This window comes from Paenibacillus sp. NPDC056722 (assembly GCF_042790635.1).
GTDB lineage: Bacteria > Bacillota > Bacilli > Paenibacillales > Paenibacillaceae > Paenibacillus_AQ > Paenibacillus_AQ agri.
The window spans coordinates 325,507-344,150 of the sequence record NZ_JBHTYV010000004.1; the positions used below are offsets into that span (position 1 = coordinate 325,507).

At 48.7% G+C, this 18,644-nt stretch carries 19 protein-coding genes; 4 read left to right on the plus strand and 15 right to left on the minus strand.

Features of this window, described 5'->3' with window-relative positions:
• Nucleotides 1-143: 143 nt before the first annotated feature.
• From ACFRAM_RS12940 to ACFRAM_RS12975, 8 genes are all read right to left on the minus strand, one after another.
• The gene (locus tag ACFRAM_RS12940; protein WP_379466200.1) at nucleotides 144-1,664 is read right to left on the minus strand and encodes a copper amine oxidase N-terminal domain-containing protein; all 1,521 of its coding nucleotides are present in this window, start codon (nucleotides 1,662-1,664) and stop codon (nucleotides 144-146) included.
• Between the two features lie 91 nt (nucleotides 1,665-1,755).
• Nucleotides 1,756-2,424: a TraX family protein gene (locus ACFRAM_RS12945; RefSeq protein ID WP_379466201.1), complete on the minus strand. Its 669-nt coding sequence runs from the start codon at nucleotides 2,422-2,424 to the stop codon at nucleotides 1,756-1,758.
• Between the two features lie 339 nt (nucleotides 2,425-2,763).
• Nucleotides 2,764-3,753 (minus strand): aldose 1-epimerase, encoded by a 990-nt coding sequence (locus ACFRAM_RS12950; protein WP_379466202.1) that lies wholly within the window; start codon nucleotides 3,751-3,753, stop codon nucleotides 2,764-2,766.
• Between the two features lie 86 nt (nucleotides 3,754-3,839).
• Nucleotides 3,840-4,556, minus strand: a complete 717-nt coding sequence (locus tag ACFRAM_RS12955) for an MgtC/SapB family protein (protein WP_175374579.1) — start codon at nucleotides 4,554-4,556, stop codon at nucleotides 3,840-3,842.
• 193 nt (nucleotides 4,557-4,749) lie between these two features.
• Nucleotides 4,750-5,541 carry an SDR family oxidoreductase gene (locus ACFRAM_RS12960; protein WP_379466203.1) on the minus strand — a complete coding sequence of 264 codons (792 nt, stop codon included), beginning with the start codon at nucleotides 5,539-5,541 and terminating at the stop codon, nucleotides 4,750-4,752.
• A 194-nt stretch (nucleotides 5,542-5,735) separates the two neighbouring features.
• Nucleotides 5,736-6,530, minus strand: a complete 795-nt coding sequence (locus ACFRAM_RS12965) for an ABC transporter ATP-binding protein (RefSeq protein WP_175374577.1) — start codon at nucleotides 6,528-6,530, stop codon at nucleotides 5,736-5,738.
• A complete protein-coding gene (locus tag ACFRAM_RS12970; protein ID WP_379466204.1) occupies nucleotides 6,523-7,443 on the minus strand; it encodes an ABC transporter permease in 921 nt (306 codons plus the stop codon). The genes ACFRAM_RS12965 and ACFRAM_RS12970 overlap by 8 nt, the downstream gene beginning before the upstream one ends.
• Nucleotides 7,444-7,502: 59 nt before the next feature.
• Nucleotides 7,503-8,579, minus strand: coding sequence for an ABC transporter substrate-binding protein (locus tag ACFRAM_RS12975; protein WP_379466205.1), 1,077 nt, complete (start codon nucleotides 8,577-8,579; stop codon nucleotides 7,503-7,505).
• A 334-nt stretch (nucleotides 8,580-8,913) separates the two neighbouring features.
• Here ACFRAM_RS12975 and ACFRAM_RS12980 point away from each other — a divergent pair, with 334 nt between their 5' ends.
• The gene (locus ACFRAM_RS12980) at nucleotides 8,914-9,840 is read left to right on the plus strand and encodes a C40 family peptidase (protein ID WP_379466206.1); all 927 of its coding nucleotides are present in this window, start codon (nucleotides 8,914-8,916) and stop codon (nucleotides 9,838-9,840) included.
• A 168-nt stretch (nucleotides 9,841-10,008) separates the two neighbouring features.
• Here the strand turns inward: ACFRAM_RS12980 and ACFRAM_RS12985 are convergent, their stop codons facing one another.
• Nucleotides 10,009-10,422, minus strand: a complete 414-nt coding sequence (locus ACFRAM_RS12985) for a DUF2500 domain-containing protein (RefSeq protein ID WP_379466207.1) — start codon at nucleotides 10,420-10,422, stop codon at nucleotides 10,009-10,011.
• A 182-nt stretch (nucleotides 10,423-10,604) separates the two neighbouring features.
• Here ACFRAM_RS12985 and ACFRAM_RS12990 point away from each other — a divergent pair, with 182 nt between their 5' ends.
• Both ACFRAM_RS12990 and ACFRAM_RS12995 read left to right on the plus strand, forming a co-directional pair.
• Entirely contained in the window at nucleotides 10,605-10,970 is a 366-nt protein-coding gene (locus ACFRAM_RS12990) for a hypothetical protein (RefSeq protein ID WP_379466208.1), read from the plus strand.
• Nucleotides 10,971-11,026: 56 nt separating this feature from the next.
• On the plus strand, nucleotides 11,027-11,905 hold the full coding sequence (locus tag ACFRAM_RS12995; protein WP_379466209.1) for a YitT family protein: 879 nt from the start codon (nucleotides 11,027-11,029) through the stop codon (nucleotides 11,903-11,905).
• Nucleotides 11,906-12,026: 121 nt separating this feature from the next.
• Here the strand turns inward: ACFRAM_RS12995 and ACFRAM_RS13000 are convergent, their stop codons facing one another.
• The 4 genes from ACFRAM_RS13000 to ACFRAM_RS13015 all read right to left on the minus strand — a co-directional run bounded on the left by ACFRAM_RS13000 (nucleotide 12,027) and on the right by ACFRAM_RS13015 (nucleotide 17,177).
• A complete protein-coding gene (locus ACFRAM_RS13000) occupies nucleotides 12,027-12,314 on the minus strand; it encodes a stage VI sporulation protein F (protein ID WP_175374571.1) in 288 nt (95 codons plus the stop codon).
• Between the two features lie 66 nt (nucleotides 12,315-12,380).
• Nucleotides 12,381-14,432 (minus strand): ATP-dependent DNA helicase RecG, encoded by a 2,052-nt coding sequence (gene recG, locus ACFRAM_RS13005; protein WP_379466210.1) that lies wholly within the window; start codon nucleotides 14,430-14,432, stop codon nucleotides 12,381-12,383.
• 12 nt (nucleotides 14,433-14,444) lie between these two features.
• The gene (locus ACFRAM_RS13010; protein ID WP_379466211.1) at nucleotides 14,445-15,305 is read right to left on the minus strand and encodes a DegV family protein; all 861 of its coding nucleotides are present in this window, start codon (nucleotides 15,303-15,305) and stop codon (nucleotides 14,445-14,447) included.
• 96 nt (nucleotides 15,306-15,401) lie between these two features.
• Entirely contained in the window at nucleotides 15,402-17,177 is a 1,776-nt protein-coding gene (locus ACFRAM_RS13015) for a DAK2 domain-containing protein (RefSeq protein WP_379466212.1), read from the minus strand.
• Nucleotides 17,178-17,367: 190 nt separating this feature from the next.
• Here ACFRAM_RS13015 and rpmB point away from each other — a divergent pair, with 190 nt between their 5' ends.
• Nucleotides 17,368-17,556: a 50S ribosomal protein L28 gene (gene rpmB, locus ACFRAM_RS13020; RefSeq protein ID WP_066370676.1), complete on the plus strand. Its 189-nt coding sequence runs from the start codon at nucleotides 17,368-17,370 to the stop codon at nucleotides 17,554-17,556.
• Between the two features lie 99 nt (nucleotides 17,557-17,655).
• Here the strand turns inward: rpmB and spoVM are convergent, their stop codons facing one another.
• Both spoVM and rpe read right to left on the minus strand, forming a co-directional pair.
• Nucleotides 17,656-17,736 carry a stage V sporulation protein SpoVM gene (gene spoVM / locus ACFRAM_RS13025; protein WP_006675261.1) on the minus strand — a complete coding sequence of 27 codons (81 nt, stop codon included), beginning with the start codon at nucleotides 17,734-17,736 and terminating at the stop codon, nucleotides 17,656-17,658.
• A 242-nt stretch (nucleotides 17,737-17,978) separates the two neighbouring features.
• The gene (gene rpe, locus ACFRAM_RS13030) at nucleotides 17,979-18,644 is read right to left on the minus strand and encodes a ribulose-phosphate 3-epimerase (RefSeq protein ID WP_379466213.1); all 666 of its coding nucleotides are present in this window, start codon (nucleotides 18,642-18,644) and stop codon (nucleotides 17,979-17,981) included.

Sequence of the window (18,644 nt, forward strand, 5' to 3'; positions counted from 1 at the left end):
TCGTGCTTTATTATTCACCATTAGGAAGATAGCTTATAAACCGCATGGACAAGAGCCACCCCGACACATAAAAAGCCGCCCTCCACGCAAGTTCTTTGCGCAGAGAAAGCGGCCTTACTCTTGCCTATAATTGTTTACGTGTACTAATTACGATTAATGTAAATCCAGCCCTCTTCGTCTCTGGTTACCTTGCCATGCAGGGCTTCCGCCAGAACGCGGAGTGGCACATTGGCATCGCCGTACTCATCAATAAATACAGCCTTACCAAGATTAATCTTGGTTCCATTCAGCGTAGCTTGAGCAGAACCGACTTTGAACACTAACTGGTCACCCTGTAAATCATCAGTGACAGTAATCGTTCTCGTTGCTCCATCCCACTTAATGGTTGCATCCAAATCCTCTGCCAAGTAGCGCAGCGGTACATAAGTCGTATTATCAATCACAACCGGATAGTAATAATCATCATCTGGAGCAATCACAAGCGACTTTTTGGTGATGCCGATTTCGTCCTTGAGCAGACGGTACACATCGGACCCTGGTTCAAAGCTTCTCAGCGTCTCTCCTGGAGTCAAGTTCACCTTATTAACATCCAGAGCACCCTCTGTGCTGAGGTGATCAGCCGTTACTTTGCCCCCAATGTTCCAGGCTTGCGACTCTGCCTTCAGAGAAATACTTTTCAGCGGAATGCCATCCACTTGCGGAAGCGCGATATTCAGATCGATATTCTGCTTGCGGATATGGAAGCTACTGTCGACATAGAGGTCAACTTGAAGTTTTGTATCCTTACTCAGCACTGTTTTCAATTCAGGTTCGTATTCATACAGATTATCAAGCTCCTTGTCATAAACAAGCAGCAAGGAATCTACAGCTAGCTTCGCCGCGTCATGCAGAACGGTTACAACACCCTCTTTATCATCCAGCGGAAGATCGCCGAGACCAAGATTGAGGTAGTCGTCTGCATTAACACCCGAGGCCTTAACAATTGGATACAGATAGTCATAAAGACCGCTGATCAAAGTAGTGAAGCCCTCGGTATCCTTAGATATCGATTTTAGGAATGTTTTCAGAAGTGCAGGCAATTCTTGGCCTGTCACCTCTGCATGCAGCTTAGTCAGATTAAGCTGCTCGCCATAGACTGCCTCACTAACGCTCGAGACGTTAATTACACCCGGGTTCGGCAGATTTTTAACAACAAATTGCGTAATCAGCTTGGACAGATCTTCCGCTTTGGCTGGATCCAGACCTGCGACACCAAACTCCTTCTCGTAAGAAGCAATTGGGAAATAGAACGGCTGTTTCGCACCCTCTACATTAAGTACGATCGCTTCCTTATCCATAAAGAATGCGAACGGCAAGTTCAACTTCTTGTAGCCCACAGTTCCTTTTGCGGAAATATCACCATTATCCTGCAGCTTCAAGTTGCTTACATTCAAAGATAAAGAATTAATAAGATCTACAATCTGTTGATCCTCTTCACTAAGTTTGTCACTAGACGGCACAGCAGCCAAGGATAACTTCGTGCTGTATTCGGACGACTTTACATCCAAATCTCCAAGCAGCGCCTTGTTAACATCGAATCCACCAACTGATTGACAACCTGCCAGAACCAGCACAAGCGCAATGAAAGGCATAAACCATAGGGCTCTCGATTTGATTTTTCTCATAGCATGTCTCCTCTTCCGAATTTTGTGAAATCAATTCATTATCTCAACCAAGCCAAGATTTGTAAACGCTATTCTTGTCGATGATGTTCCACTACAGCTTAAGCAGTTGCATCCAGCCTATAGGCATCCAATGATCATTCACTAGCCCTCGTACCAAAGCTAACACTGCAAGATGAACCGGATAGAAAGACCACCACACCCAGCGCGGCACACGACGACGCTGCAGAGTTGTCCATATGGCTGGTGCGTATACAATTGCCAGGGTCGGAACAAGACTCGCCATTTGTATCAGCCAGCCGTAGTAGAATAGATAGAATATGTTGAGCGCCAGATGTGCCAGCACCAGCCCATGCGATCTCGTATAGCGAAAAATGAGAACCAGCAGCAGACCGTAAGCGTTATAGTCCAGCGGGTAATATTCCATCAATAGCACAGCAGCGGCAACGACCGGTACACCCAACCAAGGACTGGGCAGTTTGTCTAGTACGACCAGCACAAGCACCGAAAGCAATAGTGTAAATACGACATTCCATCCACCCGGATTCAAGGCCAGATTGTATGGTATCTGGGCAAGCAAGGCGATGAAGAGCAGCCGAAGTACATATTTGGAACGGGATGAGGTATGGATGTGCCCCTGTACAAGTGCATAGCAATAGATTGGAAAAGCAATTCTTCCTATATATCTCCAGGTCATTTCGCCCGGAAAAAAGATGGCGCCGATATGATCGATCAGCATGGTCACCATTGCAAGAATCTGCATTCCACTCCTCCTTTTGCCTCGGGAAGGGACAGATTGATTTTCAACCTATTATCCAATGGTTTATCTTCAATCGCAAGCCTGTCCCTTCTACTAATATGTAAAATTCATACTAACTGGATATTGCATAAAGACGCAAATACCACATGCTACAATAACAGTTTAAAGCGGTGAAATATAAAGGCGTTGAAGAGCCTTGTATACGCGGGATATAGAAATAGAAGAAACCGCTCTCTTCATGGTACAGGGTCTCTGTTCCCATTTTCAAAAGAGCGGTTTCCAGTTCGATATAGGACTTTAAGACCTATCTACCAAATACTAATTTTGAAGAAACACCCTACCTTATTTTACATATAAACGGCTGGTCTCTTCCCAATATTCGCCCGCCTTTAAACTGAACAAACCAATCTCTTCCGCCGGAAGATCTACATTTGGAGCATTTACAAGGTTAATCTGCGGTTCAGGGCAGAAGAAGCCCTCTTTCGCACCATTGTTCCAAATCATCCATTGCTTGTAGGAGGCACCTACATCATAGACTAGCGTAACGCCGGCTTGACTGTCTGTCAGTTCCATCCGATTGCGTCCGTTTTGAGCCACGGCTGTGTAATGGTTATCCATTGAAGCATAGAACGGATTCACACCTTCATCACGTAATTGAAATTCTTCGGGCTGCAGTTCCTGGAAAGATCCGGTAGGAAGCATCCGTTCATTCAGTTCCCAACGTTGTCCAAGCGTAAGCTTCACCCGGTAGTCCTGTGAGGTGCTTCCCGGAGCGAACGGTGCATTGATCGCCGTATGGAATGCTAAGAGGCAAGGCATTTCCTCTTGGCCGTCATTATGTACCAGCAGTTGTTGGGACAAACCGCCTTCTCCGAGGCTGTAGCGCAACTTGATCGTATAGTTGAACGGTAAATATTGATAAGAGGAGTGATTCTCATCCACTTTTATTTTGACGGTAACAAAGCTTTCTGTCTTGCTGCTGCCGAACTCCTCAACCTCCCAGGCTGTCGTATGAAGGAACCCGTGCAAGTGATTGCCGGTTGCCGCCTCATTCACAGGAAACTGATAGGTATGTCCCTTCCAAGGAAATTTACCATCCTCGTAACGGTTCGGTGGAAATAGTACCGGAATACCATGAATGCCAGGACTGGCTTTAAAGTCTTCCATCTCTTCCGCTCCTGGCTCGTGCAGGAAACGGTAACCGTTTTCCGTATCACGGAAGCAAATCAAGTTGCCGCCGATCCCCGGTAGTAGAGCCGCTTCATAACGCCCGGCTTTAAGCCAGATGGCAGCTTCGCCTTCATATTGCCCTTCAAATGCTGTAATCGACATGATTGTGTACAGTCTCCCTTCAGTACCTTCAGAAATACTCTCCACTTGTTAGATTACCACATCTTCGCAAGCGTTAACATGACCTCTTATAACTGCTCTACTTCCACACTCATAACATGCTCAATCTTCTTGATATCATAATAGATTTCCGTGGCATAATCCCGGTCTGGCGTAGACAGGACCATATCAATCAATTGCCTGCCGTCATCCAAATCCTTAATTTTTATGCGGCGAATGGTTCTGACATAGCCTTTCGGCCGCTTCTGCGAGATGGCTTCAGGCTTCTCAATTTTAAGAATGACGTCTGTCAATACGTAATTGGGTTCCATAATGATTTTGACGGAAACCTCATGCTTATTAAGCACCTGCGGTCCGATCGCCTTAATCAGGTGCGGAACAGCGTTCACAGCAAACATCAGCAATGCAACTGCATAAGCCGCTTCCTCATAGAATCCTGCGCCCACCGCGATCCCGATGCCAGAAGCCGTCCAGATCAACGCTGCAGAGGTCAATCCGGAGATCGCATCGCCTCCTCTACGCAGAATCACACCTGCTCCCAGAAAACCGATCCCGCTCACAATTTGCGCAGCTAGCCGCATCGGGTCCATATTGGGATGATCCGGTCCAGCGAACTTGTCGAACGCATGAATAGATACGAGCGTAACGAGACAGCTCGCAATACTGATGACCATACTGGTCCGAATCCCCAGCGGTTTCTGCTTAATCTGTCTGTCGATACCGATGAACAGCCCGAACAGCATGGCCACACAGAGTTTGATAATCGATTCAAAATGTAATTCCATCCTGTATTCTCCTCTCCTCACAGATAATCCATTATAACTGAAAGCCCTGCCCCTTTCTATAAGCAAAAACGGAATTTCAACCCCTGAGAGGCACGGCCTGATACACCGTAAATCTGCTGCGGGGCGGAAATCCGTTTTAGGTAGAAAAAACGTTCAGTTCATCATATGCAAGGTCGGATCGAATTAGTCGGAACTAGCCATGCAGCAGCGACTCTGCCCCGTCACAGTAGATTTCTGTACCCGTGATATGATCTGAGTTGTCAGAGGCCAGAAACAGTGCGAGCTTGGCGACTTGCTCCGAACTTCCTGGACCCTCTTCCAGCGGCTGATCCCCTTCGGGGAACTCCACAGGAATTTGCACCTCACCTAAATCATCTGAAGGAAAGGTATTCTTATCAATGTTGGTTTTGATGGCTCCCGGGCAAATTGCATTCACGCGAATCTTGAATTGAGCCAGCTCCAGCGCTGCCATCTTCATAAAGGCCACCTGACCAGCTTTCGTCGTGCTATATGCGGAAAATCCAATATTGGAAAAGACCCTGTTTCCGTTGATCGAACTGGTAATGACGATGCTGCCACCCTTTTCTTTCAAATAAGGAATCGCATATTTCACGGTAGCAAACGTTCCGCGTAGGTTAATTTGAATAGTCTGATCCCAGCTCTCGATATCCATCGTCTCAATCGGGGCCAGAGCGCCATTGATACCGGCATTGGCGAAGACAATATCCAGTTGTCCCCAAGCCTCAGCCGCTTGTCTAACTGCTGCCTCCACCTGCCCGGGATCGGCAATGTCGCATCCGATGACCAGAACCTGGCCACCCTCCTGTTCCACCTGTCGTTTCACCTTTTCCGCCTTATCCACTGTCCGGTCCAATAAAGCCACCTTTGCTCCTTGTCTGGCGAATTCAAGCACTGCCGCTCGGCCTATACCTGATCCTCCACCTGTCACTATCGCTACTTTACCTTTCAACTGGTTCTCTGCCATGGATGTCCATCCTCCTTATCATATTGCATGCTTCAAGATCAGTTCTTTCCCTAACCTTTACCTCGCATACGAGTGCATGAATCGGCAGCGTATCTTCTGTACAACAAAAAGGCCTGAATATAAAGTCCTCAACGGACCTTATATCCCTGCCTCTTTGCCTGCTGTTAATTACTTATGATATACGGGCTTTACCATTAACCAAGCACGATCCGGTCATCTGCCAGCTTGTGCCCGCTAATAGCCTCGAATTCTCCCAGCAGGCGTTCCACAGTCAAATCCTGCTTCCGGCTGGCATCGATATCGAGAATAATCGATCCTTTATCCATCATAATCAGCCGGTTCCCCAGGCGAATCGCCTGCTCCATGTTATGGGTGACCATCAAGGTGGTCAGCTTCATTTCGCGGACAATGGACTCCGTCAGCTTCGTGATCAGCTCCGCACGGGAAGGATCAAGCGCTGCCGTATGCTCGTCCAGCAGCAGAATCTGCGGCTGCGTGAAGGTCGCCATCAGCAGGCTGAGCGCCTGCCGCTCCCCGCCCGACAGCAGCCCTACCTTGGCCCGTAGCCGATTCTCCAGGCCAATGCCCAGACGCTCTAGCTGCTCGCGGAACATTGTCCGTCTCGCCGCATTAACCCCAAAGCTCAGCCCTCTGTTCTTGCCTCGTTTATAGGCCATTGCCAGATTCTCTTCAATCGTCATATGCGGAGCTGTACCTGCCATCGGGTCCTGGAAGACCCGACCCACCCAGCGGCTGCGCTGAAACTCAGGCAGACCACTGATAGAACTGCCCTCAATCAGCACTTCGCCAAGATCAGGCTTCATTACCCCGGAAATAATATTCATCAGCGTAGACTTACCGGCACCATTACTCCCGATGATCGTAACAAAATCACCAGGATGGAGCTCCAAATCGATACCAAGCAAAGCAATTTTCTCGTCAGATGTTCCAGGGTTGAACAGCTTCGATACATTGTCCAGTTTAAGCATCGAGTGCGCCCCCTTTCTTACTGCGGAGCGCTTGCTCAGCCAATTCTTCTGTCCGCTTGCGTCCAACATTTTTCTGCTTTAAGTAACGCTGAATCGAAGGGAATACCAGCGCAACGATGACGATAACAGCTGTAATGAGCTTAAGATCCGAGGCATTCAGCCACGGCACCCGCAAGGCCAGTGCGACCACGATCCGGTAGACGATGGACCCCAGAACGACCGCCAGTGTTGCCCGGAATACACTCCCGGAGCCAAAGATCGCTTCGCCAATAATTACTGAGGCTAGGCCGATAACGATCATCCCAATTCCCATAGAGGAGTCAGCAAAGGTCGAGTACTGAGCGATCAGGGCTCCTGAAAGCGCCACTAGACCGTTTGATAAGCTAATCCCCAGAATCGTAGTATTGTCTGTATTCACCCCAAAGCTGCGGATCATCCGCGCGTTATCTCCGGTGGCCCGCAGGGCCAGGCCGAGATCAGTGCGCAGGAACAGGTCCATTAGCAGCTTTACGGCAAGAACCACAAACGGCATGACATACAACGGATTCATGGAGCCAAATATCAGATCCTCACCCATTAACGACACGTTGGGTTTGCCCATAATGCGCAGGTTAATCGAATATAAGGCAATCATCATGAGGATACCCGATAGAAGACCGTTAATCTTACCCTTGGTATGCAGCAGTCCCGTACACATGCCTGCGGCCATCCCTCCGGCCAATGCTGCCAGCGTTGCCAACCAAGGCGAGTACCCGTGCGAGATCATAACAGCGGCTATTGCGCCACCGGTAGTATAGCTTCCGTCCACCGTAAGATCCGGAAAATCAAGAATGCGAAAAGTAATGTATACCCCTAAAGCCATAAAAGCATAAAGTAAGCCCAGTTCCGTAGCACCAAGCATCGAATTCATCATCGCTGACTTCCTCCCTAAGCGGCAAGGGCGTTCTTCAGAATCGCCCCTTGTGTCATGTCTTATTGAATAATGCTGTTAGCCGGGTCTTTGACTGCGCTCTTCATCGCGTCGGTAACCTCAATGCCCTGTGCTGCTGCCGCTTTCAGGTTCAAAATAACATCAAGCTTCTCCTGCATGCTAACCTTCATGTCTCCCGGTTTTTTGCCATCCTTCAGCACTTCAGCAGCCATCTGTCCAACCTGGTAACCATGGTCAAAGTATTTGAAACCTACTGTGGCAAAAGCGCCCTTCTCAACCGTATCCCGGTCACTGGAGAAGAAAGGAAGCTTATTGGCATTTGCCGTTTGGATGATCGGCTCGATCCCCGCTACCACAGTGTTGTCCAGTGTGACGTACAATGCATCGACACGGCCAACGAGCGATTCAGCAGCCTGCTTCACTTCGGAAGTATTTGTAATCGCTGCTTTAACCAGTTCAATGCCGTGCTTGTCGAGCGCATTCTTGGCTATTCCCGCCATCGTTACTGCGTTAGGCTCTCCTTCATTAATAACGAGACCCAGCTTCTTCACATTCGGAAATTGTGCCGCAATGAAATCCATTAGCTCAGTGATTGCTGCCGGATTTGTATCGGATGCCCCGGAGACATTTCCGCCCGGATGATCGAGATCCTTGACAATTTTCGCATCAAGCGGGTCCGTTACTGCCGCGAACAGAATCGGTGTGTCATTCTTGATGGACTGCACTACCGCCTGTGCAGAAGGTGTCGCAATCGCCAGTACAAGATCATTTTTATCCCCTGCAATCTTTTGGGCGATGGACAGGTTATTGGCCTGATCTGCCTGGGCATTTTCAAAATCTACCTTCAGGTTTTCGCCCTCAACAATTCCTGCATCCTTGAGTGCAGCCAGAATACCTTCACGAGTAGCATCAAGCGACGGGTGCTCAACATACTGCGAGATGGCAATCTTGTAGGTTTTGGCATCCCCGCTACCCGTATTTTCCGTAGCTGCAGCACTTTCCTTCGAATTCCCAGCTCCCGAATTAACAGCCGCATTGTTGCTGTTGGAACCGCAGCCCGCTGCCACAAGCAGCAACATACACATGCTCAAACTTAGCAAAATATTCTTTTTCTTCATTTGATAACCCCTTTTCTTGTACAGTATCAGCGCGTGCATCAGAAGTAGTGGTAAAGCATTATTGCTTTTATAGATGAATGCACTAAAGCGAAAGCTTACACGAATCTCACAGAAGCACATGCGAATCTATTAAACTTATATTATATGGAGGTCGTATATCCGTCAATCACATATAACACGCTCACATTTAACAATATCCTAACAAAATTCCCTCCATTATGGAGAATAACTGACACAATCAACAGGTTGGAATGGATTAACTATCTTAAGCTCACATAAAAAAGTGCTACCTGTGCAAACTTAACATTAAAGCTTACGATATGGAGCGTGTGATATGATGAAATATTCCAAAAAAAATAGCGCTGCAGCAGCCCTTTTATTGTGCACTGTCTTGGCTTGTACAGCCTGCAGCTATTATCAGCCCAAGGAAACCGCAAAAGTAAGATCACTGACTCCTGATGGGTCGCCTGCTACCAGCTATTATGAGAAAGCCAAGATCACCGACGCTAACGGAAAGTTCTGGATCCCTCTCTCCCCTGCTATTGCCTCCATCGGCTACCAAATGAAGGACGAGAAGAAGCCGGACGGATATACCAGCATTGGTTACACTGATGTGATGTACAAGCTTCGTCCTGGTTCAACCGAGGTCTTGTCATTGGGTGAAAAGGTTTCCTTAAGTGATGCCCCTCAGCTCCGTAATGGCCAGATCTATATGACGCCCAAGGCGCTTTCGAAGCTACTTCAGACGAAAGTGGCCTGGAACCCGTATACCGGGGAGATTAATATCGCAACCCCAACGGTAAATGATACCGCAATTGAAGAAGGTCAGAACCAACTAGCCAGGCCATTAAAGATCCAGAGTCTTTCTCCTTCTCAGAGCAATGAGCTTGTGTCATACGCAAAATCCTTTCTTGGTGTCCCTTATGAATTCGGCGCTGCCCCATACGAAGAAAGTAAAAAGTTCGATTGCTCTTCCTTTACTCAGTATGTCTTCAAGAAGTTCGGGTTAAATCTGCCCCGTCTGGCCAAGGATCAGGACAATCTGGGGTCGCGTGTAAATCGGAACGAGCTGAAGACTGGCGATCTGATCTTTTTCACCGTCCCCGGACGGTTCGAAAACAATGCCATTCCAGGTCATGTCGGTATTTACATCGGCGACGGAAAGTTCATTCACACCTGGGGCGATCCCGGCGTTCAGATCAGCGAGCTGGACACCGGCTACTGGAGCAATGTCGTTTTGCACATGCAGCGGGTGCTGTAGCCATTCTCGTCAGATCACAAAAAGGGAAGACCTGGGGAGATCCCCCTCTGGTCTTCCCTTTTCCACTTAATAAGATGAACAGCTTCATATTCTCTACAATCACGATATTTCCAAATGCGGCTTCGCCATCCATCGTTTTCAATTTCCCCCGAAAGTATCGGTCCCGCTTTATAGCCGTGAACCCGATCTGCTTCCTTGCCGTTGGAAATCCTTGAATCTTGTACCCTGGTAGGTTAGCTCTCCGGTATCGCCTTCAATAATATATCCGTATACCGAATTCGGAACCTGGAGCTCTACACGGTTACCGCCCTCATCCTCGAAGGTCACATAGTAACTAGTGCTGGCGCTGTGGTCCCCTGAACCTCCCCATACCTCGCTGCGTTTAGCAACGGCTTGATAATACCCTGCGGTCAACGGGCTGGCTTTATATGCTAACCAGTTCTGTACCATTTTATAAATTATAAAAATAAAAACAAGCAGAAAGATCACGAAAAAAATCTTGAAGAATGTAGGGACATCTCCCAGAAACCCTTCAAAGAAACTTTGCTTGCGAAAAGCGCCAAAATCGTCCCATCCGTTCAAATCCATCCCTCCTGTTCATAAAATTATCATTAAAGCATTCTTTACTACAGCTTACGCGGTTATTGGGGCTCGGTTTCGTTCGTTCATCGTTGGAAAGGCCTGTTTTTTGGCAATCGGGTTTGGAGCAATCTCAGAACGTATGTTATGCTTTTAGTAATAAATGCAGGAAAGGAGGTGTTCCCTTGGTACGATCTGCAAGCCGTTTTGCATTAGTTTGGCTGTTGAATATTACGCTCAGTGTAGTGCTTTCTTTGACCCTTCCGCCAGCCTGGTCTTTCGAGACTTTTAACAGCAGCGAACAGGAAGCAGAGAATTACGAGTCCGAACGTTATGAACGTAGAAGCATGCCTCATGCACGCCTGAAGCCCCATAACGACATGGTCACACCTGTGTTAAAAACAAAGCCATCAGGGAACACCGTCCCGGCCCCTGAATATGTTATTCTGCCTGTGCTCTGTATACTTTTCTGTCCGCTAATCTATAAATGGTTGCTGCGACAATGGCTGGACCCTTTAAAATTCACTTCAAAATTCGTAGCAGCTTATTAGACTTACATGACGCACTATTTAAAATAAAATGTTCCCTGCTGAAGGGAGGAATGCTTATGAAGACCGGCTTCGCCGGCATTCGGAGGCGCCCAGGCAGCAAAGGATTTCGCATTCTCGCTGTCATCGCAGGCGCGCTTCTGGCTGCAGTTGGCCTCGAATTGTTTCTGATGCCCCACGGCCTGGTCGTTGGAGGTATCACTGGGCTGTCTGCCCTATTTGCTCATACTACAGAAATGCGGCTTGGACTGTTTTTGTTTTTGTTTAATTTGCCCTTTATCTTTATGTCCCGCAAACAACTCAATTTGCGGTTTGCTCTCTATACAGTACTGGGGCTGGCCTGCCTTACGATAGGCTCTCTGGCATTACACCAGTTCCCGGCCATCATCGGCGACCCGCTGCCCGCGGCCATCGCCGGAGGTATCTGTCTTGGTCTTGGGGTCGGCATCTCCGTCCGCTTTGGCGGAATGAATCAGGAGGCCAGCGCCAGCGATCAGGGTTACTCTCTGCTGAGCGGCGGGCCGCCCCGATCTTATGAGATTGTAATCATGCTGCTGAATTGCGCCATCCTGTTTGCAGCAGGGGCACTCTTTGGCTGGGATCAAGCGATGTATTCCATCATCGCCTACCTGCTCGCCTTTGAAGGCGTACGCCTCACTCTTCGCGGACTTTCGCCCTCCAGATCCGCCTGGATTACCAGCAACCGCTGTGAGGACATCCAGCGGGTCCTAAAGGAGCAGCTGGATCGTGAGGCGGCACTTATTGGCGAAGGTGGGCATGACGGCCAGCCAGGCACTTTGTTCTGCCTCACAGACAGGACAGAGGAGAAAGTGTTAACTGAATTGATCCGTAAGGCCGATCCGGATTCACGGATTGTTTTCAAATCCTCCGAGAGCGCCCGGAGACGCAGATTATTTTTAAATGATAAGAAAGAATAGCTCTTGTGCTTTAGCAGTCTGATTGGATTTCAGATTTTGCAAATCAAAAAAAGCGTTCCCCGTCAGACGACAGGGGACGCTTTTTTTGCTGTGAAGAAGGCTGACCAGACTGTGGGGTTCCTTAACGGAACATTCCCCAAAGCCGGATCAGGTGAAACGTATTGTTCGGGTCTATTTTCTGCGCAATCACAAATCTCACAATCTGTTCTTCCTGCGCAGAGGTCAGTTTCTCATTGAGCACAGCAGATGAATTCCGTACCAGCTTGCGGACAGTTGCCGTTTCCTGCAGCTCTTTCTTTGAAACTCCTTCAATCATAGTTTTGATGCGTTCCTTGACCGCCTTATTCTTCATCTTGACCTTGATGCGATCAACGAGTTGGGGACTGATTCCATATTGTTGGTAACCCAAGTGCAGCACCTCCCGTCATATCCAATCTTTCAAAGTATATGAGGGAGCCTTGCCCCATGTGCCTATTTAGTCAATTAAATCCCCCTGAAAAATTTGCTCATTCTGCAAATAATTCCGCAGCGGCGCATAGTCAGGAGAAGTCCAGAAGGAAGCATCCCGCAGCAATTCGGCGGCATCGTCACGGGCTTGCTCCAGCACTTCAAAATCAGCCGTCATATCTGCCAAGCGGAATTCCGGCAGTCCACTTTGCTTAGTCCCGAAGAAATCCCCCGGCCCGCGCAGTTCAAGATCCCGACGCGACACCTCGAAGCCGTCATCGGTATCCGTCATAGCCGTCATCCGCTCGCGGCCAATCTCCGACTTCGGATCAGCCACCAACACGCAGTACGAAGCGTGCTGCCCGCGGCCCACACGGCCCCGCAGCTGATGCAGCTGGGAGAGGCCGAAGCGATCCGCATCCATAATGACCATCAGGGTTGCATTCGGCACATCGACGCCGACCTCCACGACAGTGGTGGACACGAGCAACTGCAGCTCATTGCTGTAGAACGCACGCATCACTTCATCTTTTTCCCCTGGTGTCATCCGTCCGTGCAGCAGCCCGACCTTATAGTCCGGGAAGGCTTGGGACATTTGGATATGAAGATCGATCGCATTCTGCACATCCAGCTTTTCCGACTCCTCAATCAACGGACAGATCAAATACGCCTGACGGCCCTGGTCGATTTCACGGCGAATCAAATTCAAGACCCGTTCCATCAGATCATGCTTAACCCAGTAAGTCGTAATCGGTACACGCCCCTTCGGCCGCTCAGATAGCGTGGACACATCCATGTCGCCAAATACAGTAATGGCCAGTGTACGCGGTATAGGAGTAGCCGTCATTGTTAGCACATCCGGGTTATAGCCTTTTCGGCGCAATACACTGCGCTGGTTCACCCCGAAGCGATGCTGCTCATCTGTGACTACCATCCCGAGATTTTTGAAGAAAACATCCTCCTGGATCAGTGCATGGGTTCCTACCACCACATCAATCATTCCCATTTGCAGGGAAGCCAGCAGATCTTTGCGCTTGCGTCCGTTCACACTTCCTGTCAGCAGCGCTACAGTAAGGCCGAACGGCTCGAACATTCTCGTAAGAGAACGCATATGCTGCTCCGCGAGAATCTCAGTAGGCACCATTAGCGCACCCTGAAAACCGGACTTTACCGTGGCATACAGCGAAATAGCTGCAAGCACCGTTTTACCAGAGCCTACATCTCCTTGAAGAAGACGGTTCATACAATAAGCAGACCGCATATCATGCAAAATCTCCAGCTCGACCTGCTTCTGAGCGTCAGTTAGCTCAAAAGGCAGGCTGCGGACGAATTGCCGAACCGTCGCATTGTCCACCGTATGGACTACTCCGTCCATTCTCCCGCGATTTAGCACACGGAAGGCTTGGACCTTCAATTGGAACAGAAAAAGCTCCTCATAAACCATGCGGCGGCGTCCCTGCTGCCCTTCCCGGCTGTCTTCCGGCTGATGGATGGTCGCAATTGCCCGTTTACGTGGCATAAAGTCATATTTTTGTAAAATCACCCGCGGCAAAATCTCCGGGATCAGCTCTCCAAATTGCTGCAGCCCCTGACTAATCGACTTCCGTATCCAGGACTGTGTAATTTTACCTCCAACAGAATAGACCGGCTGCAAAGTTCCCGTCTTGCCTTCTCCGCGGTCCGGAAATTCATAATCCGTCACAGTAATTTGGCTGCGCTTCTGATCCCATTTGCCAGATAGCACGATACCACGTCCTGCGGTGAGCTGCTCACGGATATAATGCTGATTGAACCAGGTAGCGGTGAACATAAACGGTTCTGAGACCATTTTGCAGCTAAGCCTGGACTTGCCGCCAAAGCGCTGAAGTACCGGAATACCAATCACCTTGGCTTCCACCGTGACCTTGTCCCCATGCTTAACCTCGCTAAGTGAGCGCGGCCGGTAATCTTCGTAACGGAATGGATAATACTCCAATAGATCCTTCACTGTAAAGATGCCAAAGGCGTGAAGCTCGCCTTGCTTTTGAGCACTCACGCCAGTTACTTTTTTCACTTCAATTTCATTCAAAGAAAGTGTCATGTTCATCCCTCATTATGCGGGCCAAATAAATACAGCCAACGTTCCGTTCCCAACATGGCTGCCTACCACAGGACCAATGTTGGTCAGCACTTTCTCCTCAAGCGTAAAATGCTTGTCGAGTTCACTCAGGAACTCTTCACCAGAAGCCGGTTCTGCGGTATGTCCCACGGCCACATTGATTTTGTCCACACCCGGCAGATCGTTCTTGAACAGCTCGATCATGCGAGCAACGGCCTTCTTGCGGCCCCGTACTTTCTCTACTGCGTAGATAATACCTTCAGCATCAATGGACAGGATCGGTTTAATGTTAAGTAGCGTTCCCAGAATGGCTGACGCTTTGCCGATTCTGCCTCCTTTTTGCAAATACTCCAGCGTATCGACAAGGAAATACAGCTTACGGGACTGACGTAGTGTTTCTACTGCCTCAAGGATCTCCTGCGGCTTTTTCCCCTCTGCCGCCAGTCTAGCAGCATGTACTACCATTACTCCAAAACCATAGGAGGCAGATAGGGAATCCACGACTGTAATTTCTTCCCCGTCCTCCTCCAGCATGGATTTTGCCAGCATAGCCGATTGAAAGGTACCGCTGAGACCGGATGAAATATGAAAAGACAGAATAGGGCTACCCGGGTATTGGTCCAAAATGCTGCGGTAAACATTCATATATTCAACCGGCGACGGCTGCGAAGTAGTGGGCAGCTTCTGTGAATTAGGAAGACGTTCATAAAACTGCTCCGGTGTCATATCCACATTGTCCCGGTAGGATTGATCACCGAACATTAATGTCAGCGGCACAACCTCAATGTCATACTTCTCGGCCAGGGCCGGTGGAATATCGGATGTGCTGTCAGTGACGATTATGGTACGGTTCATGAATTTCCTCCCCAAACTATAGTTGGTCAACCCTCAAAGCAACAAATCAGAACATCTTATTTCACTTTACCCTTTACCTATCACGATCGTTTCAGCCTACGGCTCCACGGAGAACAGGTAATAGTATAGCGGCTGTCCGCCTTCATGAATTTCAACTTCTACATTAGGATACACCGAGCTAATCCACTCGCTGAGCGCTTCAGTGACATCCTCCTGCGCATCTTCACCGCTCAGGATCGTTACAATCTCGTCACCGTTCTCCAGCATGTTGGTCAGGAGCGCCTGACTCGTTGCCAGCAAATCATCCGCTGCGGCCACAATTTTGGAATTAGATATTCCTATAAACTGACCGGATTTGATCTCCAGCTCATCATAGAGTGTATCTCGAACCGCATGTGTAACCTGACCGGACTTCACTTGTGCGATAGCTTCAAGCATATTGCTTGTGTTGCTATCCACCGCATCATCCTCTTGGAACGCAAATGCTGCAGAAATCCCCTGCGGAATGCTCTTGCTAGGAATCACAGTGATCTCCCGCTCATCAGCGAGCAGTTCTTTGGCCTGCTGTGCAGCCAGTACAATGTTAGAATTGTTAGGCAATATATATACATGCTTCGCAGAAATCGAAGAAATGGCATTTACGAAATCTTCGGTGCTTGGATTCATCGTCTGTCCGCCTGCGAGCACAACATCGACGCCAAGACTTTTGAAAATATCAGCAATTCCCGCACCCGAAGAGACAGCGATAAATCCATATGGAGCCAGATCATCAGCTGGTGGCACGGCCGGGGCCTGTATGCTGACCTCTTCCTTCGGAATATCGGCGAACACATCCGGCATCGGAGCAATGTCCATACCCGCTGTCAGCAAATCCCGGTGCTGCTCACGCATGTTAAGAATATGAATCTGGGTGATCTCCCCATAGAGCAAAGCAAGATTCAACACCTCGCCGGGAGCTTTGGAGTGAACATGAACTTTGATTGTTTCGTCATCCGAAATAACGATGATGGAGTCCCCGTTCACTGATAGCGCTTTCCTAAATACATCCTCATCAAAAATTGCTCTCGCGGAACCGCCCAACTGACGGTTTATAAAAAATTCCATATCATATAAGAATTCAATATCTTCCGTGGAAAGCTGCGATTGTGCAGATGTCTGTACCGAGGCCAAATTAAGCTCTGGTTTGATCGGACCTGGAGTCACTGCAATCGGTGCAGGAATGGTAGCCTGTCCTTGAGCAGCTATACCTGTGATTCCACTGGTCAGGTGCTGATGAAAACCTTCGTAGATATAGACAAGCCCCTGTCCACCGGAGTCGACTACTCCGACTTGCTTGAGCACAGGCAGAAGTTCAGGCGTATTCGCCAGCGCTTCCTTGGCTTTGGACAATACCTCCGTCATCAGCTCTGTCACATCATTGGTGCGCCGTGCAAAATAAACCGCATGCCGCGCAGCTTCCTTGGCAACCGTAAGTATTGTTCCCTCTACAGGTTTTACAACTGCCTTGTATGCTGTATCCACTCCGTTCTGCAGCGCTGCCGCAAACTGTTGTGTGTTCAGCTCATCAAGCTGCGCCGCATAGCGACTGAACCCCCTGAACAACTGGGAGAGAATAACGCCTGAGTTCCCTCTGGCGCCCATTAACAAGCCCTTCGAGAGTACACCTGCACATTGGCCAAGAGAGGCCGTATTATTCCTTTTCAATTCATTCGCGCCTGCGGTCATCGTCAAATTCATGTTTGTTCCCGTATCTCCATCCGGAACCGGAAAAACATTCAACGAATTGACGTGCTCTGCATGCTGCTGCAGCTTCTCCGCACCGGTGAGTACCATTGCGGTAAAATCTGTTCCGTTGATAGAACGCTTACTCAATGAGAATTCCCCTTCCTAACTTCATGCCTAATCAACACTAGGATTAACTGGACATAATACACTAATTTATATTGTACTATAAGAGACTAAAGAAATAAATGTTTTTGAGCGGTTGACGAAGCATTTTTTACTGTGATATTATATTTAAGTATTGTTTTATGCAGGTGTAAGTAACAAGGAGGTGTAATCTGTGTCCCGTAAATGTATCGTAACAGGCAAAAAGCCGGGCAGTGGTAACCACGTGTCTCACGCGAACAACCACAACCGTCGCACTTGGGGAGTTAACGTTCAAAAGGTCCGTATCCTCGTGAACGGCAAGCCGAAACGCGTCTATGTCAGCACCCGTGCTTTGAAGTCCGGTAAAGTTGAGCGCGTCTAGTCTTTAGCATTTTAGATCGAGCGATATCTCATATCAAGCAAAAAGCACCCTTTACATATGTAAGGTGCTTTTTTTCATGTCTTTTTTTCTTTTACAGCCTCAACTCTTCTGAAAAGTATTCAAAATCGCTTTAACGAAACCTCCTAAAAACTTTGGCAGCTTGAACGTGTAAAATTTCATGGTTTACCCTCCCATCAATTCGTGCCGTACGGTAGGAGACTTTATATTCTCTTTCGCTGACGGTTACATCTTGCAGACCTCTCCCATTCGCCAGAATTTCTCCGCTACCTGGACCCTTCCTTCAGCTTGCCTCAGGTTCCGGCCGGAGACGACGAAAAAAAAGGCTACATGAGATTTCTGCTCATGTAACCATATTTATGCGCTGCAGACTTGGCCTATACCAGCAGTCTGAACAGTGTATTCTATAGCTTGACCTGTGTTGCCGCGCTTCGAATCGACTCGATAGCCGCTGCACGGTCACTTCTACCGAAGACCGCATTGCCTGCGACCAGTACATTAGCGCCAGCTTCCACAACCAGTGGTGCCGTAGCTTCCGCAATGCCTCCATCCACTTCAATCAGCAGATCTGGATGGACCTCATTGGCCCATTCGCGAATTTGACGGATTTTGCGTAGTGTACTCGGTATAAAGGCTTGTCCACCAAAGCCTGGATTCACAGTCATTACAAGCACCAAATCCACATCCTCCAGCACTTCACGCACGGCAGATGCCGGTGTGCCCGGGTTAATAGCTACGCCTGCTTTGAGACCTAGCTCCTTGATCTGGTGAATTACACGATGAAGATGCACGCAAGCCTCAGCATGTACTGTAATAACAGCGGCTCCGGCTTTGGCAAAATCTCCGATATAACGTTCAGGATTCTCAATCATAAGATGTACATCCAGCGGTAATGAAGTATGCTTGGAAACGGCATCGACAATTGGCGGTCCCAAAGTGATATTCGGGACAAAACGTCCGTCCATTACGTCTACGTGAAGCCAGTCAGCGCCGCTGTCCTGTACTTCCTTCACTTCTGCTCCAAGTGCGGCAAAATCCGCGGATAACAACGATGGGGCTAAAATAATCAT

What these genes read in the sequence shown, in the direction of transcription:
- ACFRAM_RS12945 (WP_379466201.1), bottom strand. Translation starts at nt 2,424, where the DNA reads ATGCAGATTCTTGCAATGGTGACCATGCTGATCGATCATATCGGCGCC.
- ACFRAM_RS12975 (WP_379466205.1), bottom strand. Translation starts at nt 8,579, where the DNA reads ATGAAGAAAAAGAATATTTTGCTAAGTTTGAGCATGTGTATGTTGCTG.
- ACFRAM_RS12940 (WP_379466200.1), bottom strand. Translation starts at nt 1,664, where the DNA reads ATGAGAAAAATCAAATCGAGAGCCCTATGGTTTATGCCTTTCATTGCG.
- ACFRAM_RS12965 (WP_175374577.1), bottom strand. Translation starts at nt 6,530, where the DNA reads ATGCTTAAACTGGACAATGTATCGAAGCTGTTCAACCCTGGAACATCT.
- ACFRAM_RS12980 (WP_379466206.1), top strand. Translation starts at nt 8,914, where the DNA reads ATGATGAAATATTCCAAAAAAAATAGCGCTGCAGCAGCCCTTTTATTG.
- spoVM (WP_006675261.1), bottom strand. Translation starts at nt 17,736, where the DNA reads ATGAAATTTTACACGTTCAAGCTGCCAAAGTTTTTAGGAGGTTTCGTT.
- ACFRAM_RS12970 (WP_379466204.1), bottom strand. Translation starts at nt 7,443, where the DNA reads ATGATGAATTCGATGCTTGGTGCTACGGAACTGGGCTTACTTTATGCT.
- ACFRAM_RS13010 (WP_379466211.1), bottom strand. Translation starts at nt 15,305, where the DNA reads ATGAACCGTACCATAATCGTCACTGACAGCACATCCGATATTCCACCG.
- recG (WP_379466210.1), bottom strand. Translation starts at nt 14,432, where the DNA reads ATGACACTTTCTTTGAATGAAATTGAAGTGAAAAAAGTAACTGGCGTG.
- ACFRAM_RS12960 (WP_379466203.1), bottom strand. Translation starts at nt 5,541, where the DNA reads ATGGCAGAGAACCAGTTGAAAGGTAAAGTAGCGATAGTGACAGGTGGA.
- rpe (WP_379466213.1), bottom strand. Translation starts at nt 18,644, where the DNA reads ATGATTATTTTAGCCCCATCGTTGTTATCCGCGGATTTTGCCGCACTT.
- ACFRAM_RS12995 (WP_379466209.1), top strand. Translation starts at nt 11,027, where the DNA reads ATGAAGACCGGCTTCGCCGGCATTCGGAGGCGCCCAGGCAGCAAAGGA.
- ACFRAM_RS12955 (WP_175374579.1), bottom strand. Translation starts at nt 4,556, where the DNA reads ATGGAATTACATTTTGAATCGATTATCAAACTCTGTGTGGCCATGCTG.
- ACFRAM_RS12950 (WP_379466202.1), bottom strand. Translation starts at nt 3,753, where the DNA reads ATGTCGATTACAGCATTTGAAGGGCAATATGAAGGCGAAGCTGCCATC.